The organism is uncultured Oscillibacter sp. (assembly GCF_910584465.1).
Lineage (GTDB): Bacteria > Bacillota > Clostridia > Oscillospirales > Oscillospiraceae > Oscillibacter.
In genome coordinates this window covers 62,263-87,819 of record NZ_CAJUBK010000001.1, presented here as the reverse complement: position 1 = coordinate 87,819, position 25,557 = coordinate 62,263, and the positions used below count along the sequence as shown (strand labels likewise).

Here is a 25,557-nt window from a genome sequence, read left to right as displayed (position 1 = left end):
CTCGAATCTCATCGTTGGATGGGATGTCCCAATAAATATGCCGCGGCAGACATCCGTTTGCCGCCCTTGGCCTGGAGCTCCGTCACCCGGAGGACCTTCCCGTCGCCGCAGGCCACGCCGATCCCCTGCTTCCCCGCGGACACGATGGTCCCCGGGGGGGCCTCCGTCCCCTCCCCGGTCTCCGAAACGGCATAGAGCTTCATCTCCTCGCCGCTCACGATATCGGTGGTGGCGCAGGGCCAGGGGATCAGCCCCCGGACCTGACAGCCGATCTCATGGGCGGGACGGCCCCAGTCCACCGGGGACAGCTCCTTGCTCAGCATGGGGGCATAGGTGTGCTGTCCGTGGTCCTGCGGCGTCCGGGAGGCCGTGCCGCGGGCCAGGGCCTCCACGGCCTCCGACAGCGCCTCCGCCCCCAGCTCCGCCAGCCGGGCGGTGAGGGCCTGGGCGTCTTCCGTCTCCCCGATGGGCGTGGATCTTTGCAAGATCACGTCCCCGGTGTCCAGCCCCTCCTCCATATACATGATGGAGACGCCGGTCTCGGCCTCCCCGTCCAGCACCGCCCAGTTGATGGGGGCCGCCCCCCGGTACTTGGGCAGGAGCGAGGAGTGGACGTTGACGGCCCCCAGCGGCGGCACGTCCAAGATGTCCTTCGGCAGCAGCTTGCCATAGGCCGCCACCACGATCAGCTCCGGCCTCAGGGAGCGGACCAGCGCCAGGGCCTCCCCGTCCCGCAGGGACGCAGGCTGGGAGACCGTCAGCCCCTTCGTAAGGGCATATTCCTTCACAGGCGTTGGCATCAGCTTATGCCCGCGGTTCTTCGGCTTGTCCGGCTGGGTCAGGACGCCGCAGATCTCATGCCCGTCCTCCACCAGCCGCCGGAGGGAGGCCACGGCGAACTCCGGCGTGCCCATAAAGACGATCCGCATCAGCCGCCCTCCTCCTGTTTGAAGTATCCCTCCACTTCCTCATCGGTCAGGAAGCGTTCGATGTGCTCGGTGTAGAGATGGCCGTCCAGGTGCTCCAGCTCGTGGCAGAAGCAGCGGGCCATCAGGCCCTCGCCCTCGATCTCGAACCAGCGGCCGTCCCGGTCCTGGGCCTTGACCCGGACATAGCTGGGCCGGGTGACCAGCCCCCACTTGCCGGGGACGCTGAGACAGCCCTCCGGGCCGGTCTGCTCCCCGCTCCGGGCGACGATCTCCGGGTTCACCAGCTCGATATATCCCTCGGTCTCCTCGTCCATGACCACGCAGGCCCGCCGGAGGATGCCCACCTGGGGCGCCGCCAGTCCCGCGCCGCCGGCCTCCGCCAGCGTCTCCACCAGATCGTCCATCAGTATATGCAGACGGCGGTTGAAATCCGTCACCGGGCGGCATGTCTTGTTCAGGCAGTCCTCCCCCTGCACCACGATCTTACGCAATGCCATCTTTGAACCTCCTACTCCGCGGCGTTGCACTCCGCGAAAATATTGGACCCACGGTTGGCGCGGTCCCCGGCGAAGGCCCGCAGCAGCCCGGCGATCTCCTCCCGTGTCTCCTTGTCGTTCCTGCCCACCAGCAGGACGCGGTAGCGGTAGCGGTTGTTGACCTTCAGCACCGGGGCGGGGGCCGGGCCCAGCACCTCGCCGTCCCCGAAGCGCCGGCGCAGCGCGTCCCGCACGCCGATCGCCGCCCGCAGCACCGCCCCCTCCTCCGGGCCGGAGATGGTGAGGGTGAACAGGTCCGCGAAGGGCGGGAGACGGCGCAGCCGCCGCAGGCGGATCTCGCTGTCATAGAAGCGGTCGTAATCCTGCCGGGCGGCGCACTGAATCACGTCGTTCCCCGGCGTATAGGTCTGGATGACGGCCCGGCCGGTCTTGCTGCCCCGGCCCGCCCGGCCCACCACCTGGGTCAGCAGGCTGAAGGTCCGCTCCGCCGCCCGGTAGTCCTCCAGATACAGCGAGAGGTCGGCGGCCAGGACCCCCACCAGGGTCACCCCCTCGAGATCCAGGCCCTTGGCCACCATCTGGGTGCCCAGGAGGATCGGGATCCGCTCCCGCTGGAACCGGCGGAGCAGCTTCTCATGGCCCTCCGACGCGGTGTCCGCGTCCATCCGCAAGATCCCCACGCCGGGGAACAGGCCCGCCAGCTCCTCCTCCACCTTCTGGGTGCCCGTCCCGACATGCTTCATGATGCCGCCGCAGGCCGGGCAGGCGTCGAAGCTCCGCTGGGAGTGGCCGCAGTGGTGGCACATCAGCCGCCCATTGGCCGAGTGGTAAGTCAGCGGGGCGCTGCATCGGGGGCACTCCGGCACATGGCCGCACTCCCCGCAAAGCAGCATCCGGCTGCTGCCCCGGCGGTTCAGGAACAGGATGCTCTGCTCCCCGTCCCGGAGGTTCCGCTCCAGCTCCCGCCGGAGGTCCGCCCCGATCAGACCGGGGTTCCCGGCCTTGATCTCCCGGCGGAGGTCGGCGACGATCACCTGGGGCAGGCTCTGCTCATTGTAGCGGCGGCGGAGCAGCGCCTGGTGGTACTGCCCCTCCTGCGCCGCCCAGGCCGTCTCGACGGACGGCGTGGCGGAGCCCAGGACCAGCAGCGCTTTGTCCCGGGCACAGAGATATTTGGCGACGTCCCGGGTGTGATACCGGGGCGGATCTTCCGAGCGGTAGCTGCCCTCCTGCTCCTCGTCCAGGATGACGATCCCCAGATCGCGCAGGGGGGCGAAGATGGCGGAGCGGGTGCCCAGCACCACCCGGACCTCTCCCCGCCGGATGCGCTTCCACTGATCGCAGCGCTCCGTCATGCGCAGGCCGCTGTGGAGCATGGCCGCTCCCTCCCCAAAGTAGGAGGAGAACTTCTCCATCATCTGCGGCGTCAGCACGATCTCCGGCACCAGGACGATGGCGGTCTTCCCTTTGGACAGTATCTCCTGGACCAGCCGCAAATAGACCTGGGTCTTCCCGCTGCCGGTGACGCCCCGCAGGAGCGCGCCGGCGGCCTGCCCCGCCTCCGCCAGTCCGCGGAGCTGCTCGAACGCGGCCTGCTGTTCCCCGTTCAGCACGATGGGCGGTCCCGGCTCCACACCGGCAGGCGGCGGGATCCGCAGCTCCTCCGCCTCGGAGAAGGCCACCAGCCCCGCTCTCTCCATCCCCTTCAGCGTCCTCATGGACGCGCCGGTGAAATAGGCGATCTCCGCGCAGGAGGTCTTCCCGTTCGCGGCCAGGAGCTTGACGACCTCATACCGGGCGGGCGAGGAGCGGCGCTTCCTCTCCGTCAGGGCCAGGGCCTCCTCGACGCTGAGGGCCAGCTCCGCCATGCGGCGGGTCTTGTCGGAGACCTTCTGCTTCGCCGCGGTCTCATGCCAGACGGCCCCCGCCTCCTCCAGCGCCCGGAGGGCCGGGAGGACCTCCCCGCCGCAGGCGTCCCGCAGGGCCTCCAGCCCGGCGGAGCCGCCGGCGCGCGACAGCTCCTCCAAGATCTCGGCCCCGCGGCGGACGCCCCCCGCGGCGGCCTTGGCCGTCTCCGGGTCCAGCTCCGCCCGGAGATGCCAGATCTCCCGGATCCGGTACCACAGCCCCGCCGGCAGGATGGCCCTCACCGCCTCGAACATGGTGCAGAAATACCGCTGGCGCATCCAAAGGGCCAGCGCCAGCTCCTCGCCGCCCAGCACCGGCTCTCGGTCCAGCACGGCGGAGAGGGCCTTCAGCCCCCGGACCTTCGGCCCCTCGCCCCTGGCGAGGACGACCCCCTCCGACAGCTTGTTCCCCCGGCCGAAGGGCACCGTCACCCGGACGCCGGGGACCGCCAGCCCCTCCATCTCCCCGGGGACCAGATAGTCATAGGGTTTATCGATGTGATAGGGCGCGGCGCTGACCGCCACTTTCACGATGGCCGCGGTCTCCATGCCGTGAGCGTCACGCCTCCTCGGCGGCCAGCTCCACGCCGCCGGCGCTGAGCTTGCCGTCGGCCACCTCGTGGATGGCCAGGGTCACCGGCTTCTCGTCCAGATGGGCGCCGGAGGCCTCGGCCTCCTCGGCGATCTGGCGGGCCCGGCGGGCCACCACGTTCACCAGCATATAGCGGTTGGGGATATAGGAATTGAGCTTGCTCATAGCAGGATACAGCATCATGATGGATCAGCTCCCTTTCTGGATGATAAGATATATGGCGGTCACTTGCCGCTGATGATCTCCATGCGGTCCATGGAACGGCAGTGCTCCGCCGTCATGATGGCGTCCAGTTCCATGGCCGCGGCCTCGATCGTGTCATTGATGACGAAATAGTGATACGCGCCGGCGGTCCGGCACTCCACCTTGGCCCGCAGCAGCCGCTTTTGGATCTTCTCCGGGCTGTCGGTGCCGCGGAGGTTCAGCCGGCGCTCCAGCTCCTCCCAGCTGGGAGGGGCGATGAAGATGAGGACGGCCTCCGGCCGTTTCTGCGCGATCTGCAGCGCGCCCTGCACGTCGATCTCCAAGATCACATCCCGCCCTTCCTCCATGGCCTCGTCCACGAAGCGCTTGGGCGTGCCGTAGAAATTGCCCACGTACTCGGCGTATTCCAGGAACGCGTCCTGGGCCATCCACTCGTGGAAGGTGTCCACGTCCAGGAAATGGTAATGAACACCGTTTTCCTCTCCGGGCCTGGGCTGGCGGGTGGTGGCGGAGACGGAGACGTACACGTCCTCCCTCTTCTCCAGCAGCACCTTCAGCACACTGCCCTTCCCCACGCCGGAGGGCCCGGATACGATGAACGTCTTCCCCTTTTTCATGCTTCCTCCTTTTCCCCCGCGCCGAAGGCCTCCGGCGGCAGGGCCGATAAGATCACATGGTCGCTGTCCATGACGAAGATCGACGCGGTCTTCCTGCCATAGGTGGCGTCGATGAGCATCCCCCGCTCCCGGCTCTCCTGGGTCATGCGGCGGATGGGGGCGGAGTCCGGGCCGACGATGGCCACCACCCGCTCCCGGGAGACCAGGCTCCCGAACCCGATATCGATGAACTCCATAGTCACTCGATGTTCTGCACCTGTTCCCGCATCTTCTCCACCTCGGCCTTCAGCTCCACCACCACCTGGGCGATGGACACGTCGCTGCACTTCGAGCCGATGGTGTTGGCCTCCCGGTTGACCTCCTGGATCAGGAAGTCCATCTTCCGTCCCATGGGCTCCGTGGACCCCAGCATGGCCCGCAGCTGGGCCGTATGGCTCCGCAGGCGGACGGTCTCCTCGTCCACCGCCACCTTGTCGGCGTAGACCGCGGCCTCGGTCAAGATCCGCTGGGGGTCGATGGTGGCGCTTTGCAGCACCTCCTGCATCCGGGCAGTGAGCTTGGCCCGGTACTCCGCCACGGTCTCCGGGGAGCGGGCCTCCACCGTGCCGGTGTGAGCCTCGATGGCGCGCAGGCGCTCTTCGATGTCCGCCGCCAGGCGGGCCCCCTCCACGCCCCGCATCTCGTTGAAGGCGGCCAGGGCCGTGTCCAGCACGGCGCACAGGTCCGCGCTGACGGCCTCCAGGTCCTCGTCCGCCTTGGTGACGGTCAGCACGTCCGGGAACCGGGCCAGGACCTCGGGCGTGACCTTGTAGGCCGTGGATCCGCAGATCCCCGCCAGCTCGTCCAGGGCGGCGGCGTACTGCCCCGCCAGCTCCCGGTCCACGGCCACCTTGGTCGCCCCGGCGGCGGAGGCGTCCACGGTGACGAACACGTCCACCTTCCCCCGGGAGACCGCCCGCTGGACCCGCCGCTTCAGCGCGTCCTCGGCAAAGATATACAGTCGGGGCATCTTCACCGTGCAGTCCAGGTAGCGGTTGTTGACCGCCCGGACCTCCACGGTGATATCCCGACTGTTCCGCGTCTCTCTCGCCCGGCCATAGCCGGTCATGCTCTTGATCAAAACAGATCTCCCCCTCACGGTCAGATGAAGCAGCAATAGCCGCCGTTGCAAAGCGTATAGGCACAGCACAGGGTCAGGCAGGGGTTCCCGGCGCACAGCGTCCCGAAGGGCTCTCCCCCCGCGCGGTAGGGCGACCCGCTGCGCATCATGTCCAGCGCCCGCCGGTACTCCGGATCGTTGGGATCCATCTGGCAGGCGGTCTGGTAGTGCCGCAAAGCCTCGTCCATCCAGCCCCGCCGGTAGCACACCGCGCCCTTGAGGAAGTTCCATTCCGCGCCGCGGTCCGGGACGTTGTCCAGCAAAGCCTCCGCCCGGGCGAGGTCGCCCATCTGGATGGCGGCGCGGACCTGCTGGAGGACCGAGGAGCCCCCCGGGCCGTACTGCCGCTGCCAGCCTCCGGCATAGCCGGAGCCGGCGGACGCGCCGCCGGTCCTGCCCCCGCCGCTGCGCCGCCGGTTGATCTCCTCATAGGCGGCGTTGATCTCTTTCATCTTCTCCTGGGCCAGATCGGCCAGGGGATTGTCGTGGTAGTTGTCCGGGTGGTATCTCCTCGCCAAGTCCCGGTACGCCCGCTTGACTTCTTCGTCCGTGGCGCTCTCTGAGACGCCAAGCACCTGATAGGGATCGTTCATGTCTGATCTGTTCCTCTCTTGTCCCCCCTGCCGTGGAAGGTGCCGTCCAGCACCGCCTTCCCCACGCGGAAAAGGCCGGTATAGAGGGTCGTTTCCAAAACCGGCGTCCAGACGCCGAAATCCCACAGCTCGAAGGCGGTGGCCATCATGTGGATGGAGTGGTCCAGCGTGGCGGCGAAGCTCACGCGGCCCTCCTCCGTCCAAACGCCCTCCGCCAGCCCATAGCGCAGGGCCACAGGGTTATAGCGCCCGGCGGCGGCGTCCTGCTCCAAGTCGTCCGCCGCGTCGACCAGATAGACCCAGCGGCCCAGGTGATAGAGCATCTGCTCCAGCACCCGCCGCCGCACGGGCTCGTCCACCGCCTGGGCGGCCCCCTGGAGCAGCGTGGCGAAGGTGTCCGCCGCCCGGTCCATGGACGGGCACCGTCCCCGCTCCAGCTCCGATAGCAGACCGAGCTGCCGCCGCGTGGACGCGTCGAAACCGGGCCGGGCCTCCGCCGCCTTGCGGTAGGCGGGCTCCAGGACGGCCGAGGCGCCCCGGTACCGCAGGCCGTGGAGCCAGTCGTGGTCCTCCACGCCGTCCCGCGCCTGCCAATAGGCCAAGATCACGCTCTCGTCCGCCGCCAGGGCCAGGGCCTCGCTGGTCTCCAGCCGGTCCCGCCCGTGGACGGGATGGGCGATGCAGCGGCCGTGGCGGATGGGGCCCTCCTCCCGTCCCGAGAGCAGGATGGCCAGGAAGGTGAAGTCGTAGTTCAAGATGAAGCGAGCCGCCGTCCCGTACCGCTCCCCCAGCGCGTGGCAGAGGCCGCAGTAGGCCCGGCCGAAGCGCCTGCGCTCCTCCTCCGGCAGGTCCCGGACCGGCCTGACGTAGCCGAACATCAGAACAGCCGGACGATGGTGAAGGACAGCCCCCCCCTGGCCCGGAGGCGGCGGTCATACCCGATCGCCGCCAGGATCCCCAGCAGGAAGCCCACGACCGCCGCGGTGTACTGCGCCGCCACGCTGGCCGTCACCGCCATGGCGGCGAAGTAGCCCAGGAAGAACAGGGCCACCGGGATGAGATACACCAGGGCGACGATGCGGAGCATCTTCTCCGTGCTGCTCTCCACCACCACCTTCTGTCCGGGGGACGCGCCGATGGGGTTCGCCGCCCTGGCGTGGACCGCCGCGCCGGAGACACCGCATCCGGCGCACTCCTCGCAGTCATGCCCGCAGGCGGACTTCCGGGGGACGGAGATCTCCGCGTGGCCGGGGTCCAAGATCCGTTCGACGGTCGCGATCTGTGTCATGATTCCCTCCAAACTCAGCCCTCCGCCGGGCCGTCACCCCTCTGCCTCCGGGCCGTCCTCCTCGGGCGTCCCGTCCTCCTGCGGCGGCTCCTCGCCGCCCTCCCGGATGGTCACCTGGATCTGATACGTCCCGCTGACGCCGATGTCGCCCTTGCGGACGCTCACCTGCGCCGGGACCGTGTAGGTGCCGGAGGCGGCGGAGTAGTCGCCCAGGTCCACGGTCACGGCGATGTCCTCCCCCGTCAGGGCGGCCACGTCCGCCTCGGTGCCGAAGACCTTCACCGGCAGGCTGGAGGTCATCATCTCCACCCGCTTCCCCTCGGGGAGGTCCAGCCAGGAGATGTCCTCCGTATCGATGACCGCACTGGTCATGTCCTTGAAGCGGATGCGCAGGGCGGCGCGGGTGACGCCGCTGATGTTCTGGCAGCCGTCGGGCACGATGATGGGATAGTTGGTCGTCGTGTAGCTCTCGGAGGCGGTGGTGCCCAGCTCCGCCAGCTCGTAGCGGTCCAGGAACAGCGTCTCCACATCCTTCAGCTGGGCCGCGTCGCCGGAGACGGTGATGGTCTCGGGGTCGATCTTATAGTCCGTGTTCCGCAGACGCGCGCCGGGCATGTCGACGAACTCGACCGCCAGCCGCAGCTCCTTCGTCACGAACACCGGCAGGGTCGCCCGGATGAGCTCTACGTTGGGATGGATGTCGGACTTGTCCAAAAGCTGGCCGCTCTGGTCGTAATACTGGAGCTCCAGATCCCTGGAGACCGTCTCCACCGCGCTCTCGCCGATGTCCAGGGTGACCTTGGCGTAGCGGATGGGGTCGATGTCCTCCTGGAGGCCCCGGACCTCCACCGCCGTGTGGGAGAGCTGGACCTGTCCGGCGGAATAGGGCTCCTCCACGTTGCCCACCAGCTCGCAGCTGACGTCGATGGTCCGGCTGTAGAGCTCGCTGATGTTCACGGTGGCCATGCGGATGCTGGCGCTCTCCGTCTGGATGGCCGGGGGGTTGAACTTCGAGTCCGCGTAGCTCACGTTCCAGTTGATCCGCTGCTCCCCGGCGCTGGTCACGTCGAAGAGGCTGACCGTCACCCGGATATCGGAGCGGTCCAGGGCGGAGATGAGCCAGCGGGTGCCCGACAGCTTCAGGTCGATGGTCATGTCCGTGCCGTCTTCCACCAGCATCAGCCCCCGGTCCGTCAGGGTGCTCTCATACAAAAACTCGATGGGGATCGCCTGGAACTCCTGGGTCACCGTCCGGCCGCTGCTCAGGTCCACATAGAGCCAGATGCCGCAGGCCACCAGGATGGACAGCAGCAGGTACAAGAGCCTGCGCCGCCCCGCCTTCCCGTTCTCCATGGTCACGCACCTCCGTCCTTCCTGGAGCGCAGCAGGCCCGGGAGACGGAACTTCTGCTTGTCCGTCTCGGTCTCCTCCTGCGGAAGCAGCTCGTTCCGCAGGAGGTTATCCAGGGTCTCCGGCTTCAAGTGCCGTTTCAGCATCCCGCCGGTGGCCACGGAGATGGAGCCGGTCTCCTCCGACACGATGACCACCACCGCGTCGGAGTTCTCGCTCATGCCGATGCCGGCACGGTGCCGCATCCCCAGGTCCCGGGAGAGGTTCACGTTCTTGCTCAGGGGGAGCATGCAGCCCGCCCCCAGCACCCGCCCATGGCGGACGATCGCCGCGCCGTCGTGCATGGGCGCTTTGACGAAGAAGATGTTCTTCAGCAGCTCACTGGAGACCGCCGCGTCCAGCATCGTGCCGCTGCGGACCAGATCGTCCAGCAGGATCTCCCGCTCGAACACGATCAGCGCGCCGGTGCGGGACTGGGACATCTCGGAACAGGCCAGCACGGTCTGCTCCACGGCCTGCTCCAGGACGCTGGCGTTCTCCGTCCGGGTGAACAGGGCCAGGATGCGGCGGCTGCCCATCTCCTCCAAGATCCGCCGGATCTCCGGCTGGAACAGGACGATCAGGGCCAGCACGCCCATCTCCACCATCCGGCTCAGCAGGTAGTAGATGCCGTTGAGGTGGAACAGGTAGCTCAGCAGCAGCATCGCCAAAAAGACGAACAGCCCCTTCAGCAGGCTGGCGGCCTTGGTGGTCTGCACCAGGGTCAGTACCTTGTAAAGAGCGAACACCATGATGGCGATATCCAGGACATCCGCCGCCTCGATGGTCAGCAGATACCGGCCGATGGTGGTGAACAGCTCGCTCAGCGTCACGTTCATTTTGCCCTCGTCATCCCTTTCCCCCGGCCGCTCCCGCAGCGGCCGTCCCGGTCCTGCCGGGAGCCCTGCCCGGCGTCAGGTCACGAATACTATAGATTATATAGGACCTACGTCCAAAAAGCAAGGTAATCCAAGGGAAAATTACCGGAAAATTCACGGACTGTTCAGAAAGATCCGTACAGGGCCCTCCGGAAGGCGGGGATCAGCCGCTCCACCTCCTCCGCCGTGTTGAAGTCGGAGAAGCTGAGGCGGACCGTGCCGGTGTCCAGGGTCCCGGCCGTGCGGTGGGCGAAGGGGGCGCAGTGGATGCCCGTCCGGACGGCGATCCCCCGCTCCGCCAGGGCCCCGCCCAGGGTCTCCGCGTCCATCCCCTCCGCGGTCAGGGACAGCACGCCCGCCTGATCCCGCAGCCCCGGCGAGGCATAGAGCCGCAGGCCGGGCACGGTCTCCAGGCCCCGGACCGCCAGGCAGGTCAGGCACTTCTCATGGTCCAAGATCTTATCCAGCCCCCGGCCCCGGACGTACCGGACCCCTGCCAGCAGGCCCGCGATCCCCGGCATGTTGTGGGTCCCGGCCTCCAGCCGGTCCGGCAGGAACTCCGGCATCTGCTGCTGGATGGACTGGCTGCCGGTGCCGCCCTCCAGCAGCGGCCCGGTGGGGGCCCCCTCGCCGCAGAGCAGGACGCCGGTGCCCTGGGGGCCGTAGAGCCCCTTGTGCCCCGGCATGGCGATGAACGCCGCGCCCAGGGCCGTCATGTCCAGGGGCAGCACCCCCGCGGACTGGGACGCGTCGATGATGAAGGGCACGCCCCGGCTCCGGCACAGCTCCGCGATCTCCTCCACCGGCTGGATGAATCCGAAGACGTTGGACACATGGCTGCACACCACGGCGGCGGTATCTTTGCCGATCCGCTCCGCGAACGCCCGTGTCACGGCCTCCGGCTCGAAGAGCGGGGCCGCGGCCACGGAGATCTTCGCCCCCAAGGCGGCCAGGGGCCGGGTGACGGCGTTGTGCTCATAGCCGGAGATCACCGCCTCCCCGCCCGGCGGGACCAGGCTCTTGATGGCGATGTTCAGCGCGTGGGTGGCGTTCAGGGTGAAGACCACCTGCTCCGGGTCCCGCAGTCCGAAGAGCTCCGCCAGCTCCGAGCGGCACTGGAAGGCCGTATCCGCGGCCTTGGCGGCGGCGGGATAGCCCCCCCGCCCCGGCGAGCTCATGGAGGCCAGGGCCTCCCACATGGCGGCGGCGACGGCGGGCGGCTTTTGGAAGCTGGTGGCCGCGCTGTCGAGATAGATCATGGCTCCACCTCCTCATATCGGCCCTGCTGGTAGATGAATATTTGAACGGGGCCCAGGCCGTCCCGGCGCAGGGCGGCCAGCGCTCCCGGCAGGTCGGGGATCGAGACGCGCACGGCGTAGGCGCAGCCCAGGTCCGTCAGGTCTCTGGGAGGCCGGAAGATCAGGCAGCGGATGCCCGCCCGCCCCAGGGACTTCTGCATCCGCTGGGCGTAGGTGACGGAGCGGGCAAGGATGATATAGTGCTCCACAAACACTCCTCCTTTCCTCCTATCCTATGGGGATCGCGGAGAAAGGTGCGGGCACGGGAAAGCCCCGCCGGAGGGCGGGGCGCAAAACGCTATCTGGAGTATATGAGCCTGGAAAAGGAACGGTCCCGCAGACAGACCTGCCGGACCTCCCGCAGGGCATCGTTCTCAATGTCGACATTCAGTTCATCCTGGCAGTAGCCACCCCGGACCAGCCCGCTGAACAGGGTGATATACAACGTGTCATCCTCTATTTCCCAGTTGGCCCGGCGGAATGTCGTGGCACTTTTTCTCTCCTGGCTTGCCGTCATGGAGAAATGGTCATCCTCTATGGCTAGGTTTTCAATGGAAACATCTGTCGTAGGACTCCCCCGCCGGGAGGCGAAGTCCAGGGCCAAAACCGGCGTGGCCAGCAAAACCAGCGTCATAAGCGATAAAGTTAAAAAAGAAACTTTTTGCCGTCTCATAGGATCGGCCCCTCCTTCTCCACCAGCGCCACGGCGTGGGCCGCCATGCCGGAGCCGTCCCCGGTGAAGCCCAGGCCCTCCTCGGTGGTGGCCTTGACGTTGACGCGCTCCGCCTCGATGCCGAGGGCCCCGGCGATGTTCTCCGCCATCCGGGCTTTATAGGGGGCGACCTTCGGCGCCTGGGCCAGCAGCGTGGCGTCGATGTCCGCCACGGCGAAGCCCCGCTCCCTCAGGAGGCGCCCGACCTCTCTCAGCAGCTCCAGGCTGGAGATGCCCTCATAGGCCGGGTCCGTGTCCGGGAACAGCTTCCCGATGTCCCCCAGCCGGGCCGCCCCGGCCAGGGCGTCCATCACCGCGTGGACCAGCACGTCGGCGTCGGAGTGGCCCAGCAGCCCCTTCTCCCAGGGGATGTCCACCCCGCCCAGGATCAGCTTCCGGCCCGCCTCCAGGCGGTGGACGTCGTAACCGTGTCCGATGCGCAGCGCCGTCATCGCGCTCCCTCCCGTCCCTGCAGGATGGCCTCCGCCACCGCCAGATCCAGCGGCGTGGTGATCTTCAGGTTCTCCTCTCCTCCGTCCACCAGGAAGACCGTCTTCCCCAGGCGCTCCACGGCGGAGGCGTCGTCGGTGACGGGGGCCCCCTGCTCCAGGGCGGACTGGAGGGCCGCCTTCAGCAGGCTGGCCTCGAAGACCTGGGGCGTCTGCGCGGCCCGGAGCCGCCCCCGCTCCAGGGTCTCCTCCACCGCGCCGTCCTGCCGGGAGAGCTTGACGGTGTCCTTCACCGGCACGGCGGGCACGGCGGCGGAGCAGCGGGCGGCGGCGGCGATCACACGGTCGATGAGCTCCGGCGTCACCAGCGGGCGGGCGCCGTCCTGCACCGCCAGGAGCTCCGCCTCCGGCGAGGCCTCCAGCGCCGCCAGCAGCACGGAATGGGCCCGGCTCTCCCCGCCCCGGACGACCTTGGAGCACTTCGAGATTCCATAGGTCCGGCAGAGCTGGGAGAACTCCAGGATGTCCTCTTCCCGGGCGGCGATGACGATCTCGTCCACCCCGGCGGCCAGCTGCAGCGCCGTCAGCGTCCGCGCCAGCACCGGCACGCCGTCCAGCGGCTGGAGCAGCTTATCCACGCCGCCCATCCGGCTGGAGCTGCCTGCCGCGGCCACCAGGGCGGTGCAGCGGGGCCGGCGGGCCTCCCGTACTTTTTTCAAAAACGGCAGCATCACGGCCTCCCTCTCCTCCCCGGCGGCGTCACTGCGGGACCGGCGGCTTCTGCATCACCGCCCGGTCCAGCCGGTCCTCCGCGTCCTGATACGCGCAGCCCTCCACCAGCGCGATCTCCGAGATGATGATCTGCTTCGCGCTGTGGAGCATCTTCCGCTCCCCCGTGGACAGCCCGCGGCGGGAGTCCCGCCGCATCAGGCCCTTCACCACGCGGGCCACCTCGTTGAGGTCCCCGCTCTTCAGCCGGAGGAGGTTCTCCTGATAACGTTTGTTCCAGTTGGCGTTCGCTTCTACCTCCAAGGCGGGGATACCGGCGAAGAACGCCTCCGCCTCCTTTGGAGAGATGATGGACCGGATGCCGATGGCCTGACAGTTGGCGGTGGGGATCTTCAGCACCAGACCGCCTACCGGCATTTTGAACACATAGTATTCCTTCGTCGTGCCTGCCACCTTCTCCTTGACCACATCATCGATGATACCCGCACCGTGCATGGGATGCACGATCAGGTCCCCGATTTGGAACATGGACACCCCTTTCTCTGTCGCGGCCCCTGCCGCTGTGTCGTCTGCCTCTCGATCCGCTCGGTTCCATGCCAGTTACAGATTCCGTGCTCTTTCCTCGATTCCGTGCTAAGACTGCCCTGGGAAGGGACTGCTGTCCAACGAAGTTCCGATGAGACAAACACCACACAGCAGAGGCCCCGCAAAGAACGGTGGCTCAGCGCTTGTTCGACCGCCGCCAGATGTGCATCTTCTCCGCCTCGGCGATGAGCTCCTCCCGGAACTGGGGATGGGCGATGGAGATCAGGCCCTCGGCCCGCTCCCAAGTGGACTTGCCCTTGACGTTGAACTTGCCGTATTCCGTCACGATCCAATGGAGGTTCGTCCGGGTGGCGGTGACCACGGAGCCCTCCACCAGGGTGGGCCGGATGCGGGACTTCAGCACCCCGGTCTTCTTGTCCAGGAAGGAGGACGAGCAGCAGATGAAGCTCTTGCCGCCCTTGGCCAGGTAAGCGCCCATGACGAAGTCCTGCTGGCCGCCCGCGCCGGAGATGTGGCTGATGCCGGAGGACTCGGAGGACACCTGGCCGTAAAGGTCGATGTCCACCGCGCCGTTGATCGAGGTGAACTTGTCGATCTGGGACACCCGGGCGATGTCGTTGACATAGCTGACCGGCGCGGCCATGCACTCGGGGTTGTTGTCCAGGAAGTCATAGAGCTTCTGCGTGCCGGCGGCGAAGGCATAGGTCTGCCGGCCCCGGTCGAAGGGCTTGCAGGCGCCGGTGATGCGGCCCGCCTTGGACATGTCCACGAAGGCGTCGACGTACATCTCGGTATGGACGCCCAGGTCCTTCAGGTCGGACTCCGCGATCATCTTGCCGATGGCGCTGGGCATGGAGCCGATGCCCAGCTGGAGGCAGGCGCCGTCCTCGATCTCGGGCACCACCAGGTTCGCGACGGCCAGGTCCACCTCGGAAGCGGCCCCCGCCCCGCCCAGGGTCTCCATCGGGGGATCCTCCCCCTCCACGACCATGGACACCTCGCTGATATGTACGCAGTTCTCGAACCCGCCCAGGCAGACGGGCATGTTCCGGTTGACCTCGACGATGATGGTCTTGGCGCAGTCGCAGACGGCCTTCAGGTGGGAGCCGCCGGGGCCGAAGTTGAACCATCCGTGCGCGTCCATGGGGGCCACCTGGAACATGGCCACGTCCAGGGTCTTGATGCAGTCCCGGTAGAGCCCCGGCAGCTCGGAATAGCGCAGGGGGATGTAGTAAGCGAAGCCCTCCTTGATGGCCTTGCGCTCGATGCCGCTCATGTGCCAGGAGTTCCAGGCGAAATGGCTGGCGGCGTCCGGCACGTCGAAGATGGCGGGACGGCGGGTCAGGATGCCGCCCCGGATGTTCACGTCCTTCAGTTCCCCCATCCGGGCGGCGAGGGCCTTGTCCAGGGCGTTGGGAGAGCAGACCGTCCAGCCGTAGTCCAGCCAGTCGCCGGACTTGACGGCCTTGACCGCCTCCTCCGCGGTAGTCAGCTTCTGCCGGTATTCCTCCTGATAGCTCATAGTCGATTCCTCCACATCTGATGATTTTCTGTTTCCCCGTGAAACGACGGGCCGCTTCCTGTCGTATGACATCTACGTTCGATAGTATAACATCTCTTGGAAAATATTGCAATGCCAAACGTGAAAAAAATAACATATTTTTTGAAAAAAAGGAGCGCGCCCGTGGGGGCCCGCTCCTTCGCTCATGCCGCTCGCCTGGGGGAGGCTCACTCCTCCATGCCGCCGTCCTCGCCGGGCTCCTCCACGGAGGGGGCCAACAGGGCGCGGATGGACAGGGAGATCTTCTTCCGCTCCTCGTCCACGGCGGTGATCTTGGCGTCCACGATCTGGCCCTCGGACAGCACGTCCTCCGGCTTCTCGATGCGGCGGTCCGCGATCTGGGAGATGTGGATCAGGCCGTCCACGCCGGGGACGACCTCGGCGAAGGCGCCGAAGGTCATCAGCTTGACCACGCGGACAGAGGCCACGTCGCCGACCGCGTACTTGTCCATGAAGACCTGCCAGGGATCCACGCTGTGGTCCTTGACGCCCAGGGAGATCTTCCGCTTCTCGGGATCGTAGGAGATCACGTAGACCTCCATGGTGTCGCCGACCTTGCACACCTCGGAGGGGGTCTTGATGCGGCTCCAGCTCAGCTCCGAGATATGTACCATGCCGTCCACGCCGCCGATGTCGACGAACACGCCGTAGCTGGTCATGGACTTCACGGTCCCGGTATAGCGCTTGCCCGCCTCGATGTTGGCCCAGATCTCCTCCTGGGCGGCCCGGCGGGCCTCATCGGACACGGAGCGGATGGAACCCACCACGCGGCGGCGGGCACGGTTGACCTCCGTGATGCGGAGCTGGACCTTCTGCCCCTTCATGGCGGACAGGTCCGCGCCCCGGGGCTGGCCGCTCTGGGAGGCGGGGACGAAGACCCGCACGCCCTTGACGGACACCACGATGCCGCCCTTGTTCTCCTCCGTGACGGTGCCTTCCATCACGGTCTTCTCCTCGACGGCCTGCTCGATGTTCTCCCAGACCTTCACGGCGTCCAGCCGCTTCTTGGAGAGCTCGGCATAGCCCTCCACGTCGTTGACGCGGACGATGTAGGTCTCGATTTCGTCGCCCACCTTCACCACGTCCTCCGGCTTGGCGCCGGGGTCGTCGGAAAGCTCGCTGAACTTGATGTAGGCCGCCTGCTTGGCGCCCACGTCCACCTGCACCTCTGTCGGGGTGATGGCGGTGACGATGCCGGTCACCTTCTCTCCTGTATTTAAAGTTTTGAAGGACTGGTTCAGCAGTTCCTCAAAGGACTCCTCGTTGTTCTCCACCGCTCTGATCTCTTCACTCATGGCTGCATATACCTCCTTAATAATGCCCGCTGGCGTGGAAGCACCGGCCGTAAGGCCCGCAACAGAACAACCACTGAAAAAATCCGGCGGGAGCTCGTCCGCATCCTCGATCTGGAGCACACGGGGGCATCTCTCCTTACAAATTTCCGTCAAATGTTTGGTGTTGGCGCTTTTACGGTCCCCTACCACGACCATGACGTCCGCTTTCGCGGCGAGGATGGCCGCTTCAGACTGACGCTTATGCGTAGCGGTACATATTGTATCAAATTTTTTTGCGTTTGTACACTCTTTTTTTACGATTTTCCAAGAAGTTTCAAAAAGTTCACGAATGCACGTGGTCTGGGCCATCATCGTCAGGGGCCCCTCCCGCGCCTCCGGCTCGTCCCGCAGCCACGCCTCCACCTCGCCCGGCCCGCTGAAGATCCGCGGGCGGCGGCACCGGCTGGCGATCCCCGCCACCTCCGGATGGGACGCGTCGCCGATGATGACGGGGGTCCGGCCCTCCGCCTCGGCCTGGGCCGCCAGGGTCTGGATGCGGCGGACGTTCGGGCAGGTCGCGTCCACACAGCGGACGCCTTTGGCCTCCAGTCCGTCCAGGACCTGCTTCGATTCCCCATGGGAACGGAGGATGACCGTGTCCCCGGGATGTAAAGCGTCCGGGCTTGCCGTCTTTTGGACGCCAAGCCTCCTCAGCCCCTCGACCGCATAGCGGTTGTGGATGAGGTCCCCCAGCATCCAGCAGCCGCCCGTCTCCCTGGCGGTCTCCTCCGCCAGCTCCACCGCCCGGCGCACGCCGTAGCAGAACCCGGCGCTCTCCGCTAAGATCACCTGCACAGCGGCTTCCCCCCCACGGCCTGGCCGCCTAAGGCATAGGCCCGCTCCAGCAGATCGTCGGCGATCTTCTGCATCTCCTCGGCCGTGCCCCGCCGGCCGGTGTACCGGGGCTCGTAGGGCTTGCCGAAGATGATGCGGGTCCGGCGGAAGGGCCTCTTCTCCCCGTCCACGAACACCGGCACCAGCGTGGCCCCGGTGCGGACGCCGATCATGGCGACCCCCGCCTTGGCATGGGCCGGCAGGCCGTCGGCATAGCCGATGCCGTCATGGATCGTGGTGCCCTCGGAGAAGATCAGCAGGTTGTCGCCGTCTTTCAGGGCCTGGATGGACTGCTTGACGGCATTGATGTCGTTGTTCCCCCGACTGACGGGGAAGGCCCCCACCTTCCTCAGGAGCCAGCCCAGGAGCGGGTTCTCGAACAGCTCCTCCTTCGCCATGATGTGGAGGCGGTAGTTGATGGGCAGCCGCAGCGCCACCAGGATGGGATCCCAGTTGCTGGCGTGGTTGGGGCAGAGCAGCACGCCGCTCTCCGGCAGGCCCTCCATGCCTTCCACGGACGTGGGGTGCAGGATGGACGTGACGAAGCCGACCACATAGTAGATGAAGATGAACAGACGGTTGAAGGGTCTCATACGGCCATCCTTCCCTTTATGATGTCCAGCAGGGCCTCCAGGCTTTCCCGGAAGTCCAGCGCCGAGGTGTCCAGCAGCACCGCGTCCGCCGCCTGCCGCAGGGGCGCGGCGGCGCGGTGGGTATCCTGATGGTCCCGGGCCTCGATGTCCCGGAGGACCTCCTCGAAGGGCTGGGGCGTCCCCCGCTGCTCCAGCTCCCGGCAGCGGCGCTCCGCCCGGACCTCCGCCGAGGCGGTGAGGAAGATCTTGACCTCCGCGTCCGGCAGGACCACCGTGCCGATGTCCCGGCCGTCCATGACGACGCTGTCCTCCCGGGCCAGCTCCCGCTGCTTCTCCAGCAGATAGGCCCGGACGACGGGCAGGGCGGAGACGGCGGAGGCGTAGCGGGAGATCTCCGGCCGGCGGATCTCGCCGCTGACGTCCCGGCCGTTCAGGAACATCCGCTGCTGCCCGGCCTCGTCATAGCGCAGCTCCACCCGGAGCCCGGGCAGCGCCGCTCCGATTGCGTCCCCGCCGTCGAGGCTGAGGGCGCGGTCCCGGGCGTAGAGCCCGATCGTCCGGTAGATCGCGCCGGTGTCTACATATAAAAATCCCAGCCGGGCGGCGGCGGCGCGGGCCAGGGTGCTCTTCCCTGCGCCGGAGGGGCCGTCGATGGCAACACGAACCGTACTCATGAGAGACCTCCGATCTTATCATCCTTCTCCTGCCGCGAAGATCCCGGCAGCGCGCCCGGTGGACCAGGCGATCTGCAGGTTGAAGCCGCCGGTGTAGGCGTCCACATCGATGATCTCCCCGGCGAAGCACAGCCCCTGCACCAGCTTCGACTCCATCGTGGCCGGGTCGATCTCCTTGACCGCCACGCCCCCGGAGGTCACGATCGCGTCCGTCACCGGGCAGGGGCCGGCGATGACGACGGGGAACCGCTTCAAGACCCGGAGCAGGCCCCGGCGCTGCTCCCTCGTGATATCGTGGACCTTCTGCCGGGGGTCGATGCCGGAGGCCCGGACGATCTCCGGGATCATCTTCTTGGGCAGCAGGTCGTCCAGGGCGTTGCAGAAGTCCTGGTTGCAGTACCTCTCGAAGTCCCCCAGCAGCCGGCGGTCCAGGGCCCGCTCGTCCAGGGCGGGCTTCAGGTCGATCTCCAGGTGATAGGCCCGCTCCCCGAAGCGCCGCATATGGGCGGAGGCCGACAAGATCACCGGCCCGCTGAGGCCGAAGTGGGTGAAGACCAGCTCCCCGAAGTCCTCGTAGATCTTCCGGCTGTCCTCGTACACCGTCAGCCCCACGTTCCGCAGGCTGAGGCCCTGCAGGCCCTTCCCGACGCCAAAGTCCCGCAGGGGGACCAACGATCCCCGCAGGGGCGTCACCGTGTGCCCCGCCTCCGCGGCCATGCGGTGGCCCTCCCCGGTGGAGCCGGTCGCGGGATAGGACACCCCGCCGGTGGCCAGGACCGCCGCGTCCGCCGGGTAGGCCCCCCGCTCCCCCCGGACGCCGCGGAGGACGCCCTCCTCCGCCTCCAGGGCCAGCGCCCGGTCCCGGACGATCCGCACGCCCAGCGCCCGCAGCCTCCGCTCCAGCGCGGCGCTGACGTCGAAGGCCCGGTCGCTCACCGGGAACACCCGGCCCCCCCGCTCCGTCTTCAATGGCACGCCCAGGTCCTCGAAAAAGGCCATGGCGTCCCGGGCATCGAAGCGGGAGAAGGCGCTGTAAAGGAATCTCCCATTGCGGGGGACGTTCGCCATCAGCTCCTCCAGCTCCGCGGCGTTGGTCACGTTGCACCGGCCCTTGCCGGTGATGTTCAGCTTCTTGCCCAGGCGCTCGTTGGGCTCCAGCAGCGTCACGGAGGCCCCCCGCTCCGCCGCCGACAGCGCGGCCATCATCCCGGCGGCCCCGCCGCCGATCGTCACGACCGCCCTACTCATCGTCCGCCCTCCCGAACACGCCGTAGGCGTTCCATATGTCCTCCAGCTCCGCGAAGGTGGAGGAGACGTCGGCCCCCGCCCGGTTGGACAGGGCCACCAGCAGGGCGTTGATCAGCGACAGCGGCGCCACCATGGAATCGACGAAGGAGATCATCTCGCAGGGCGCCAGCAGCGCCGCGTCGGAGAGCCGGTACACCGGGGAGAGCTCGTTGTCCGTGATGGCGATGATGCCGGCCCCCCGGTCCCGGGCGAACTTCACCGTGTTGATCGTGACCCTGGAATACCGGGGGAAGCTGATGGCGATCATCACGTCCCCCGGCCCCATGCGGAGCATCTGCTCGAACATCTCCCCCGCCGCGTTGGACTGGATCAGCGTCACGTTCTCCGTCAGCAGGTGCATGTAGAAATGCAGGTAGCCCGCCACGAAGGAGGACGAGCGCACGCCCAGGATGTAGATGTGCCGGCCGGCCACGATCTTGTCCACCACCCGGTCGAACTCGCTCTGGTTGGGGTGGCTGATCATCTGGCGCAGCTTGTCGATGTCGGACTGGATCACCGCCGGCAGCACGTCCTGGCCGGAGAACAGGTCCCCCGCCGCCTGGATGCGCTGGGTGGAGGTCAGGCGGCTGCGGATCATGTCCTGCAGGGCCCGCTGCATGCTGGGATAGCCGTCATAGCCCAGCTCGGAGGCGAAGCGCACTACGGTGGACTCGCTGACGCCCGCCAGCTTCCCCAGGCGGCTGGCGGTCATGAAGGCCGCTTTGTCGTAGTTCTCCAGGATGTAAGCGGCGATGCGCTTCTGCCCCTTGGAGAAGCCGTCCATCCCCCGCTCCAGGGAACACAGGATATCCTTTGCCATGGTCTCTCCCCCTCCGGGCCCCCGGTCAGTTCTTCCGGACCGCCAGCCGATCCGCCAGCTCCAGCAAGAACGCGATGTCCCCCGCCCAGGCGCAGCGGCCCAGCGCCTTTTTCGCCAGGGCGGTGTATCCCAGGACCCGCTCCTCGCAGGCCTCCACACCCAGCAGCGTCACATAGGTGGCCTTCCGGTTCGCCTCGTCGGAGCCGATGGGCTTGCCCAGCTCCTCCCTCGTGGAGACGGCGTCCAAGACGTCGTCCCGGATCTGGAACGCGAGGCCCAGGGCCGTCGCGTACTCCCGGGCGGCGTCCATGCAGGCCCCGTCCACCTCCCGGCGGCCCATAGAGGCGGCCACGCCCATCATGCACGCCGCCCGGAGCAGGGCCCCGGTCTTCTTATCGTTGATCTCGGTCAGGTCCTCGGCGGTGCGGGGCCCCCCGTCCCCGAGGGTGTCCCGATACTGCCCGCCGCACATGCCCAGCTCCCCGGAGGCGTTGGCCAGGATCTTCGCCGCCAGCGCCTCCGCCATGATCTCGGCCGCCTGCTCCCCGGTCCCTTCCCCGCCGCCGCGGACGGGACCCGCGCCGGACAAGATCGTCCGGAACGCCGCCGCCTGGAGCGCGTCGCCCGCCAGGGTCGCCACGCACTCGCCGTAGACCTTGTGGTTCGTGGGCCTGCCCCGGCGCAGGTCGTCGTCGTCCATGCAGGGCAGGTCGTCATGGATCAGGGAATAGGTGTGCAGCATCTCCACGGCGCAGCCGAAGTCCAGGGCTTCCTCCATGGTCCCCCCTGCGGCCTCGCAGAACTTCATCGTCAGCACCGGCCGGATGCGCTTCCCCCCGGCCAGGAGGCTGTAGCGCATGGCCTCCTCCAGCCCTCCGCCGGGGAAGGCCCCCGCCAGCCGGGCCTCCACCATCTGCCGGGCCGTCTCCAGTTCCCGCTGAAACTCCATCCCTCAGACCTCCTCCGCCGTCTCGAAGGGCAACTCCACCGGCGCGCCGTCGGGGCCCTTCATCAGTTTCACGACCTGCTGCTCCGCCTGGTCCAGCTGTTTGGAACAGGCGGCGATCAGCTTCGTCCCCTCCTCGAAGAGGGCCAGGGAGCCCGCCAATGGGACGTCCCCCTGCTCCAGGGCGGAGACGATCTCCTCCAGCCGGGCGATCTGCTGCTCGAACGTCATCTTTTTCGCGGCCATACCGGCTCCTCCTTTTCATAAGGCTCATCCACCGTGCAAAGGAACCCGCCCTCTCCCAGGGTCACGGCGGCCCGTCCGCCGGGCTCCACGTCCCGCCAGGAGCGCAGGATCTCCCCCGAGGCCCCCCGGGCCACGGCGTAGCCCCGGCCCAGGACCTTCAGCGGGCTCATGGCGTCCAGCGACGCCCCCAGGACGGAGAGCTGCCGGCCCTTCCGGGCCACCAGCCCCGCCGACAGGTCCCCCAGCCGCTGCTGGACGTGGACGAGGTCCATGCGCTTGTCCTGCACATAGGCCAGCTGGTCCCGCAGGGCCCGCTTCCCCGCCAGCGCCTCCAGCCTCTGCCGCAGGGCCGCCAGCCGGGCGGACTCGCTCTGCTCCAGCCGCGCCGACGCGCCCCGGAGCCACTGCCGCATCGCCTCCTGGTCCGGCACGGCGATCTCCGCCGCGTTGGAGGGGGTCGACGCCCGGGCGTCCGCCACGAAGTCGGCGATGGTCACGTCCGGCTCATGGCCCACGGCGGAGATCACGGGCAGTCCGGCGTCATAGATCGCCCGGGCCACCCGCTCGTCGTTGAAGGCCCACAGGTCCTCCATGGACCCGCCGCCCCGGCCCGTGACGATCACGTCCCCGACCTTCCACCGGTCGGCGTAGCGGATGGCCCCCGCGATCTCCGGCGGGGCCTCGGCCCCCTGGACCCGGACGGGCAGGAGGACGACCTTCGTCAGCGGCCAGCGCCGCCGCAGGATGCGGATCATGTCGTGGACCGCCGCCCCGGCGGCGGAGGTCACGATGGCGATCCTCTCCGGATAAGGCGGCAGGGGCTTCTTGTGGGCGGGGTCGAAGAGGCCCTCGGCATAGAGCTTGGCCTTGAGCTGCTCGAAGGCCGCCGCCAGGTCCCCCGCCCCCACCGGGGTCAGGGCGTCGCAGTACAGCTGATAGGCCCCGTCCCGGGGGAAGACGGCGATCCGCCCCTGGGCGATGACCTCCATGCCGTTCTCCGGGCGGAAGCGGAGCCTCGACGCCTGCCCCCGGAACATGACGCAGCGGAGGGCCCCTCCCGGGTCCTTCAAGGTGAAGTAGTGGTGCCCGGAGGGATACATCTTATAGTTGGACACCTCGCCCCGGACGCAGATGCCCTGGAGCATGGGCTCCCCGTCCAGCAGCTGCTTGACCAGCTGGTTCACCTCGGACACGCCGAAAATAGGCTGCTCCATGGCTCACCTCTCGTCGGTGCGCCCGGCCAGGTAGTCCAGGCTCACGCCGAAGTGGTCCGCCAGGGCGCAGAGATTATGGAAGTTCGGTACGCTGGTCCCGCCCTCGAGCCCCTGGTATTGGCGGGAGGTCATCCCGACCGCCGCCGCCGCCTGCACCTGCGTTTCTTTGCGCTCGGCCCGCAGGGCCCGCAATCTTTCTGAAAAATCCATGACAACTCCTTGACACGAAACGGATTTCATGTTATCCTTTGCTTGCGAAATCGATCTCGTGCCCCATCGATTCGATCAAAGGAGAGTGCTCACTATGTCGGACTTCATGCTCTGGCTCTACGCCAACTACATCCGCCCCCAGATCGACGCCGTGGAAAAAGACGGATACGAGCCTCATTTCCACCTCGTGGAAAAGGACCTGTCGCCCGCCGCCCGCATCAACCTGAAACACGCCCTGGAGTTCACGGCGATCCAGGCGTTCCTCCTGGGCTTCCGCACCAGCGAGGGCCTGACGCCCCGGACGCCGAGGGACCACGGCGGGCCCTCCGGCTCCCCCGGGACGGGGACCGCCGGCCCGCAGGGCTGACGCGGGCCCCCCTCCGCCGCCCGGCGGCCCCCACGGGAAAAAGCAGAGCCGGACATGGTCCTCTCCCCATGCCCGCTCTGCTGTTTTCATTCCGAAAGCTCCTGCCGGGAGAAGCTGCCCAGGATGCCGTTGATGAACTTCACCGTCTCCGGCGTCTCATACTTCTTGGCGATCTCCACCGCCTCGTTGATCGCGGCGGCGTTGGGCACGTCCGGCATGTACATCACCTCGTACATCGCCACACGCATGATGGCGGAGGCCACCAGCGGGATCCGGGAGAACTTCCATCCCTTGGCGTACTTCCCGATGTACCCGTCCAGCTCTGCGCCGTGCTCCCACACGCCCCGGACCAGGCGGCGGATATACTCCGCCTGCTTGGCGTTGGGGGCCTCCCGGTAGAGGTCGTCCTCCTCCGCCAGGGAGGCGAAGGACGCCGCCGTCAGCCGCTGGTCCAGCAGCTCCTCCACGCCCTTGTCCGTGAAGCTGGATTCATAAGAGAGATGGATGGCGATCTCCCGGGCGGTGTTCCGTACCATAAGCCTTCCCGTCCTCCATCATTCGTCCATCAATTCAGGGTCACGCCGCCCACGTGGATGTTCACCGCCTCCACGGCGCAACCGGTCATGGCCTCCACGGCGGAGGCCACGGCCTTCTGGGCGCTGCCCGCCACCTCGGGGATGGGGTGTCCGTACCGCACGGTCAGATACAGGTCCAGGACCAGCGCCGCGCCGGTCATGTCGATCTTCACGCCCTTGACGCTCTTCTGGGCGTTCTTCCGGTTGTTCACCAGGTCGGTGACGCTGCCGCCCATGTTCGTCATCATCCCGGAGACGCCCTCCACCTCCCGGACCGCGCCCACGGCGATGGCGGCGATGACCTCCTCCGAGATGTTGATGCTGCCGTTCTCCTCCGGCAGGGTCATGTATTCCTTGCTCTCGGCCATGCTGTACTCTCCTTCGTCCTTCCTTCGTGAAATGGGCATCCATCCCACGGCGGGTATCGTTCCGATCATACCTCGCCATTCTAACATATCCCGCCGGAAAATACAACTACTAATTTGCCGCCATGATCCGGATCCCATCCGCCGGCAGGCCGGTCTCCGTCATGGTGATGTCGGTGATCTTGGCCACGTCCTCGGCGGTGAGCTCGCCGCTCTTGGTGGACACCACCACGCTGACGCTCTCGTCCCCCATGAAGGCCACGCAGTCCGCGTACCCCTTGGCGGTGACCAGGTTCTCGATCTGGGCCTCCTTCAGCGTGCAGGACGCCAGGGCCTGGATGCCCTCCGACGCCTCGTTGGCCACGGCGGCGTCGGCGTCCTCCTGCCCCGCCGCCTCCTGGAGGAGGGAGAGGGCGTTGTCCCGGGCCTGCTGGCGGGTCAGCCGGGCGGAGGCGAAGTAGTCCGAGCCGGCGTATACCGCCCCCTCGTCCGTCAGGGCCCCGGCGTCCCCCGCCGCGGCGGGATCCGCGCCCTCCTGGGCCCCTCCGTCCTCCGCCCGGCCGTCCGCCCCGCTGCCGGAGACCAGCTGGGCCTCTCCCAGCAGCTTCCCCGAGGCGTCCTGGACCTCCTGCCCGGTGTACATCCAGTTCAGCGCCACCGCCGAGCACACCAGCACCGCCATCACTGCCACGACCATGTTCCTCTTCCATCTCGCGCTCATAGATCCGTTCCTCCTCCAAATGA

32 protein-coding genes are annotated in these 25,557 nt (G+C 67.5%); 1 reads left to right on the top strand and 31 read right to left on the bottom strand.

Annotated features, from left to right (window positions below; genetic code table 11):
• Positions 1-8: 8 nt before the first annotated feature.
• The 28 genes from fmt to QZ332_RS00380 form a co-directional block, all read right to left on the bottom strand.
• Positions 9-929, bottom strand: a complete 921-nt coding sequence (fmt, locus tag QZ332_RS00515) for a methionyl-tRNA formyltransferase (protein ID WP_295761034.1) — start codon at positions 927-929, stop codon at positions 9-11.
• Entirely contained in the window at positions 929-1,426 is a 498-nt protein-coding gene (def, locus tag QZ332_RS00510) for a peptide deformylase (protein WP_295761031.1), read from the bottom strand. Before def ends, fmt begins: the two co-directional genes overlap by 1 nt.
• Before the next feature lie 11 nt (positions 1,427-1,437).
• Positions 1,438-3,882: a primosomal protein N' gene (priA, locus tag QZ332_RS00505; RefSeq protein WP_295761029.1), complete on the bottom strand. Its 2,445-nt coding sequence runs from the start codon at positions 3,880-3,882 to the stop codon at positions 1,438-1,440.
• 10 nt (positions 3,883-3,892) lie between these two features.
• A complete protein-coding gene (gene rpoZ, locus QZ332_RS00500; protein ID WP_295761027.1) occupies positions 3,893-4,090 on the bottom strand; it encodes a DNA-directed RNA polymerase subunit omega in 198 nt (65 codons plus the stop codon).
• Positions 4,091-4,149: 59 nt separating this feature from the next.
• A complete protein-coding gene (gene gmk / locus QZ332_RS00495; RefSeq protein WP_295761025.1) occupies positions 4,150-4,746 on the bottom strand; it encodes a guanylate kinase in 597 nt (198 codons plus the stop codon).
• Positions 4,743-4,982, bottom strand: a complete 240-nt coding sequence (locus QZ332_RS00490; protein ID WP_295761023.1) for a DUF370 domain-containing protein — start codon at positions 4,980-4,982, stop codon at positions 4,743-4,745. The genes gmk and QZ332_RS00490 overlap by 4 nt, the downstream gene beginning before the upstream one ends.
• A gap of 2 nt (positions 4,983-4,984) precedes the next feature.
• Positions 4,985-5,866, bottom strand: coding sequence for a YicC/YloC family endoribonuclease (locus QZ332_RS00485; protein ID WP_295761021.1), 882 nt, complete (start codon positions 5,864-5,866; stop codon positions 4,985-4,987).
• A gap of 20 nt (positions 5,867-5,886) precedes the next feature.
• Positions 5,887-6,498, bottom strand: a complete 612-nt coding sequence (locus tag QZ332_RS00480) for a DnaJ domain-containing protein (protein WP_295761019.1) — start codon at positions 6,496-6,498, stop codon at positions 5,887-5,889.
• Positions 6,495-7,376, bottom strand: coding sequence for a DUF5685 family protein (locus tag QZ332_RS00475; RefSeq protein WP_295761017.1), 882 nt, complete (start codon positions 7,374-7,376; stop codon positions 6,495-6,497). Before QZ332_RS00475 ends, QZ332_RS00480 begins: the two co-directional genes overlap by 4 nt.
• Complete coding sequence (locus QZ332_RS00470) at positions 7,376-7,786, bottom strand: SoxR reducing system RseC family protein (RefSeq protein WP_295761015.1); 411 nt, start codon at positions 7,784-7,786, stop codon at positions 7,376-7,378. Before QZ332_RS00470 ends, QZ332_RS00475 begins: the two co-directional genes overlap by 1 nt.
• Positions 7,787-7,819: 33 nt before the next feature.
• A complete protein-coding gene (locus QZ332_RS00465; RefSeq protein ID WP_295761013.1) occupies positions 7,820-9,139 on the bottom strand; it encodes a YbbR-like domain-containing protein in 1,320 nt (439 codons plus the stop codon).
• 2 nt (positions 9,140-9,141) lie between these two features.
• Positions 9,142-10,014, bottom strand: coding sequence for a diadenylate cyclase CdaA (gene cdaA / locus QZ332_RS00460; RefSeq protein WP_295761011.1), 873 nt, complete (start codon positions 10,012-10,014; stop codon positions 9,142-9,144).
• A 164-nt stretch (positions 10,015-10,178) separates the two neighbouring features.
• Positions 10,179-11,312, bottom strand: a complete 1,134-nt coding sequence (locus QZ332_RS00455; RefSeq protein ID WP_295761008.1) for an aminotransferase class V-fold PLP-dependent enzyme — start codon at positions 11,310-11,312, stop codon at positions 10,179-10,181.
• Positions 11,309-11,560: a DUF3343 domain-containing protein gene (locus tag QZ332_RS00450; protein ID WP_295761006.1), complete on the bottom strand. Its 252-nt coding sequence runs from the start codon at positions 11,558-11,560 to the stop codon at positions 11,309-11,311. The genes QZ332_RS00455 and QZ332_RS00450 overlap by 4 nt, the downstream gene beginning before the upstream one ends.
• Positions 11,561-11,649: 89 nt before the next feature.
• On the bottom strand, positions 11,650-11,985 hold the full coding sequence (locus tag QZ332_RS00445; protein ID WP_295761004.1) for a hypothetical protein: 336 nt from the start codon (positions 11,983-11,985) through the stop codon (positions 11,650-11,652).
• A gap of 35 nt (positions 11,986-12,020) precedes the next feature.
• Positions 12,021-12,515 (bottom strand): 2-C-methyl-D-erythritol 2,4-cyclodiphosphate synthase, encoded by a 495-nt coding sequence (gene ispF, locus QZ332_RS00440; RefSeq protein ID WP_363323964.1) that lies wholly within the window; start codon positions 12,513-12,515, stop codon positions 12,021-12,023.
• Entirely contained in the window at positions 12,512-13,243 is a 732-nt protein-coding gene (gene ispD, locus QZ332_RS00435) for a 2-C-methyl-D-erythritol 4-phosphate cytidylyltransferase (RefSeq protein ID WP_295761252.1), read from the bottom strand. Before ispD ends, ispF begins: the two co-directional genes overlap by 4 nt.
• A 28-nt stretch (positions 13,244-13,271) precedes the next feature.
• On the bottom strand, positions 13,272-13,769 hold the full coding sequence (locus QZ332_RS00430; RefSeq protein WP_295761002.1) for a CarD family transcriptional regulator: 498 nt from the start codon (positions 13,767-13,769) through the stop codon (positions 13,272-13,274).
• Positions 13,770-13,962: 193 nt separating this feature from the next.
• A complete protein-coding gene (locus QZ332_RS00425; RefSeq protein WP_295760999.1) occupies positions 13,963-15,309 on the bottom strand; it encodes a butyryl-CoA:acetate CoA-transferase in 1,347 nt (448 codons plus the stop codon).
• Between the two features lie 206 nt (positions 15,310-15,515).
• Positions 15,516-17,477 (bottom strand): bifunctional 4-hydroxy-3-methylbut-2-enyl diphosphate reductase/30S ribosomal protein S1, encoded by a 1,962-nt coding sequence (locus QZ332_RS00420; RefSeq protein WP_295760998.1) that lies wholly within the window; start codon positions 17,475-17,477, stop codon positions 15,516-15,518.
• The gene (locus QZ332_RS00415; protein ID WP_295760996.1) at positions 17,468-18,109 is read right to left on the bottom strand and encodes a 1-acyl-sn-glycerol-3-phosphate acyltransferase; all 642 of its coding nucleotides are present in this window, start codon (positions 18,107-18,109) and stop codon (positions 17,468-17,470) included. Before QZ332_RS00415 ends, QZ332_RS00420 begins: the two co-directional genes overlap by 10 nt.
• On the bottom strand, positions 18,106-18,783 hold the full coding sequence (gene cmk, locus QZ332_RS00410) for a (d)CMP kinase (protein ID WP_295760994.1): 678 nt from the start codon (positions 18,781-18,783) through the stop codon (positions 18,106-18,108). The genes QZ332_RS00415 and cmk overlap by 4 nt, the downstream gene beginning before the upstream one ends.
• Before the next feature lie 18 nt (positions 18,784-18,801).
• On the bottom strand, positions 18,802-20,031 hold the full coding sequence (locus QZ332_RS00405; RefSeq protein ID WP_295760992.1) for an NAD(P)/FAD-dependent oxidoreductase: 1,230 nt from the start codon (positions 20,029-20,031) through the stop codon (positions 18,802-18,804).
• Positions 20,024-20,890: a MurR/RpiR family transcriptional regulator gene (locus tag QZ332_RS00400; protein ID WP_295760990.1), complete on the bottom strand. Its 867-nt coding sequence runs from the start codon at positions 20,888-20,890 to the stop codon at positions 20,024-20,026. The genes QZ332_RS00405 and QZ332_RS00400 overlap by 8 nt, the downstream gene beginning before the upstream one ends.
• A 25-nt stretch (positions 20,891-20,915) precedes the next feature.
• Positions 20,916-21,839 carry a polyprenyl synthetase family protein gene (locus tag QZ332_RS00395; RefSeq protein ID WP_295760988.1) on the bottom strand — a complete coding sequence of 308 codons (924 nt, stop codon included), beginning with the start codon at positions 21,837-21,839 and terminating at the stop codon, positions 20,916-20,918.
• Positions 21,840-21,842: 3 nt separating this feature from the next.
• Positions 21,843-22,082, bottom strand: coding sequence for an exodeoxyribonuclease VII small subunit (xseB, locus tag QZ332_RS00390; protein ID WP_295760986.1), 240 nt, complete (start codon positions 22,080-22,082; stop codon positions 21,843-21,845).
• Positions 22,064-23,296: an exodeoxyribonuclease VII large subunit gene (xseA, locus tag QZ332_RS00385; protein ID WP_295760983.1), complete on the bottom strand. Its 1,233-nt coding sequence runs from the start codon at positions 23,294-23,296 to the stop codon at positions 22,064-22,066. The genes xseB and xseA overlap by 19 nt, the downstream gene beginning before the upstream one ends.
• Positions 23,297-23,299: 3 nt before the next feature.
• Positions 23,300-23,506, bottom strand: coding sequence for a helix-turn-helix domain-containing protein (locus QZ332_RS00380; RefSeq protein ID WP_295760982.1), 207 nt, complete (start codon positions 23,504-23,506; stop codon positions 23,300-23,302).
• Positions 23,507-23,600: 94 nt separating this feature from the next.
• Here QZ332_RS00380 and QZ332_RS00375 point away from each other — a divergent pair, with 94 nt between their 5' ends.
• Positions 23,601-23,873, top strand: a complete 273-nt coding sequence (locus QZ332_RS00375; RefSeq protein ID WP_295760980.1) for a hypothetical protein — start codon at positions 23,601-23,603, stop codon at positions 23,871-23,873.
• An 86-nt stretch (positions 23,874-23,959) separates the two neighbouring features.
• Here the strand turns inward: QZ332_RS00375 and nusB are convergent, their stop codons facing one another.
• The 3 genes from nusB to QZ332_RS00360 form a co-directional block, all read right to left on the bottom strand.
• On the bottom strand, positions 23,960-24,409 hold the full coding sequence (gene nusB / locus QZ332_RS00370) for a transcription antitermination factor NusB (RefSeq protein ID WP_295760978.1): 450 nt from the start codon (positions 24,407-24,409) through the stop codon (positions 23,960-23,962).
• Between the two features lie 29 nt (positions 24,410-24,438).
• The gene (locus QZ332_RS00365) at positions 24,439-24,816 is read right to left on the bottom strand and encodes an Asp23/Gls24 family envelope stress response protein (protein ID WP_295760976.1); all 378 of its coding nucleotides are present in this window, start codon (positions 24,814-24,816) and stop codon (positions 24,439-24,441) included.
• A gap of 109 nt (positions 24,817-24,925) precedes the next feature.
• Positions 24,926-25,534, bottom strand: coding sequence for a SpoIIIAH-like family protein (locus tag QZ332_RS00360; RefSeq protein WP_295760974.1), 609 nt, complete (start codon positions 25,532-25,534; stop codon positions 24,926-24,928).
• Between the last annotated feature and the right edge of the window lie 23 nt (positions 25,535-25,557).

Excerpts from the sequence above, each read along its gene's own strand:
- fmt (WP_295761034.1), bottom strand. The coding sequence starts at position 929 with ATGCGGATCGTCTTTATGGGCACGCCGGAGTTCGCCGTGGCCTCCCTC.
- def (WP_295761031.1), bottom strand. The coding sequence starts at position 1,426 with ATGGCATTGCGTAAGATCGTGGTGCAGGGGGAGGACTGCCTGAACAAG.
- priA (WP_295761029.1), bottom strand. The coding sequence starts at position 3,882 with ATGGAGACCGCGGCCATCGTGAAAGTGGCGGTCAGCGCCGCGCCCTAT.
- rpoZ (WP_295761027.1), bottom strand. The coding sequence starts at position 4,090 with ATGAGCAAGCTCAATTCCTATATCCCCAACCGCTATATGCTGGTGAAC.
- gmk (WP_295761025.1), bottom strand. The coding sequence starts at position 4,746 with ATGAAAAAGGGGAAGACGTTCATCGTATCCGGGCCCTCCGGCGTGGGG.
- QZ332_RS00490 (WP_295761023.1), bottom strand. The coding sequence starts at position 4,982 with ATGGAGTTCATCGATATCGGGTTCGGGAGCCTGGTCTCCCGGGAGCGG.
- QZ332_RS00480 (WP_295761019.1), bottom strand. The coding sequence starts at position 6,498 with ATGAACGATCCCTATCAGGTGCTTGGCGTCTCAGAGAGCGCCACGGAC.
- QZ332_RS00475 (WP_295761017.1), bottom strand. The coding sequence starts at position 7,376 with ATGTTCGGCTACGTCAGGCCGGTCCGGGACCTGCCGGAGGAGGAGCGC.
- QZ332_RS00470 (WP_295761015.1), bottom strand. The coding sequence starts at position 7,786 with ATGACACAGATCGCGACCGTCGAACGGATCTTGGACCCCGGCCACGCG.
- QZ332_RS00465 (WP_295761013.1), bottom strand. The coding sequence starts at position 9,139 with ATGGAGAACGGGAAGGCGGGGCGGCGCAGGCTCTTGTACCTGCTGCTG.
- cdaA (WP_295761011.1), bottom strand. The coding sequence starts at position 10,014 with ATGAACGTGACGCTGAGCGAGCTGTTCACCACCATCGGCCGGTATCTG.
- QZ332_RS00455 (WP_295761008.1), bottom strand. The coding sequence starts at position 11,312 with ATGATCTATCTCGACAGCGCGGCCACCAGCTTCCAAAAGCCGCCCGCC.
- QZ332_RS00445 (WP_295761004.1), bottom strand. The coding sequence starts at position 11,985 with ATGACGCTGGTTTTGCTGGCCACGCCGGTTTTGGCCCTGGACTTCGCC.
- ispF (WP_363323964.1), bottom strand. The coding sequence starts at position 12,515 with ATGACGGCGCTGCGCATCGGACACGGTTACGACGTCCACCGCCTGGAG.
- ispD (WP_295761252.1), bottom strand. The coding sequence starts at position 13,243 with ATGCTGCCGTTTTTGAAAAAAGTACGGGAGGCCCGCCGGCCCCGCTGC.
- QZ332_RS00430 (WP_295761002.1), bottom strand. The coding sequence starts at position 13,769 with ATGTTCCAAATCGGGGACCTGATCGTGCATCCCATGCACGGTGCGGGT.
- QZ332_RS00425 (WP_295760999.1), bottom strand. The coding sequence starts at position 15,309 with ATGAGCTATCAGGAGGAATACCGGCAGAAGCTGACTACCGCGGAGGAG.
- QZ332_RS00415 (WP_295760996.1), bottom strand. The coding sequence starts at position 18,109 with ATGAGACCCTTCAACCGTCTGTTCATCTTCATCTACTATGTGGTCGGC.
- cmk (WP_295760994.1), bottom strand. The coding sequence starts at position 18,783 with ATGAGTACGGTTCGTGTTGCCATCGACGGCCCCTCCGGCGCAGGGAAG.
- QZ332_RS00405 (WP_295760992.1), bottom strand. The coding sequence starts at position 20,031 with ATGAGTAGGGCGGTCGTGACGATCGGCGGCGGGGCCGCCGGGATGATG.
- QZ332_RS00400 (WP_295760990.1), bottom strand. The coding sequence starts at position 20,890 with ATGGCAAAGGATATCCTGTGTTCCCTGGAGCGGGGGATGGACGGCTTC.
- QZ332_RS00395 (WP_295760988.1), bottom strand. The coding sequence starts at position 21,839 with ATGGAGTTTCAGCGGGAACTGGAGACGGCCCGGCAGATGGTGGAGGCC.
- xseB (WP_295760986.1), bottom strand. The coding sequence starts at position 22,082 with ATGGCCGCGAAAAAGATGACGTTCGAGCAGCAGATCGCCCGGCTGGAG.
- xseA (WP_295760983.1), bottom strand. The coding sequence starts at position 23,296 with ATGGAGCAGCCTATTTTCGGCGTGTCCGAGGTGAACCAGCTGGTCAAG.
- QZ332_RS00380 (WP_295760982.1), bottom strand. The coding sequence starts at position 23,506 with ATGGATTTTTCAGAAAGATTGCGGGCCCTGCGGGCCGAGCGCAAAGAA.
- QZ332_RS00375 (WP_295760980.1), top strand. The coding sequence starts at position 23,601 with ATGTCGGACTTCATGCTCTGGCTCTACGCCAACTACATCCGCCCCCAG.
- nusB (WP_295760978.1), bottom strand. The coding sequence starts at position 24,409 with ATGGTACGGAACACCGCCCGGGAGATCGCCATCCATCTCTCTTATGAA.
- QZ332_RS00365 (WP_295760976.1), bottom strand. The coding sequence starts at position 24,816 with ATGGCCGAGAGCAAGGAATACATGACCCTGCCGGAGGAGAACGGCAGC.
- QZ332_RS00360 (WP_295760974.1), bottom strand. The coding sequence starts at position 25,534 with ATGAGCGCGAGATGGAAGAGGAACATGGTCGTGGCAGTGATGGCGGTG.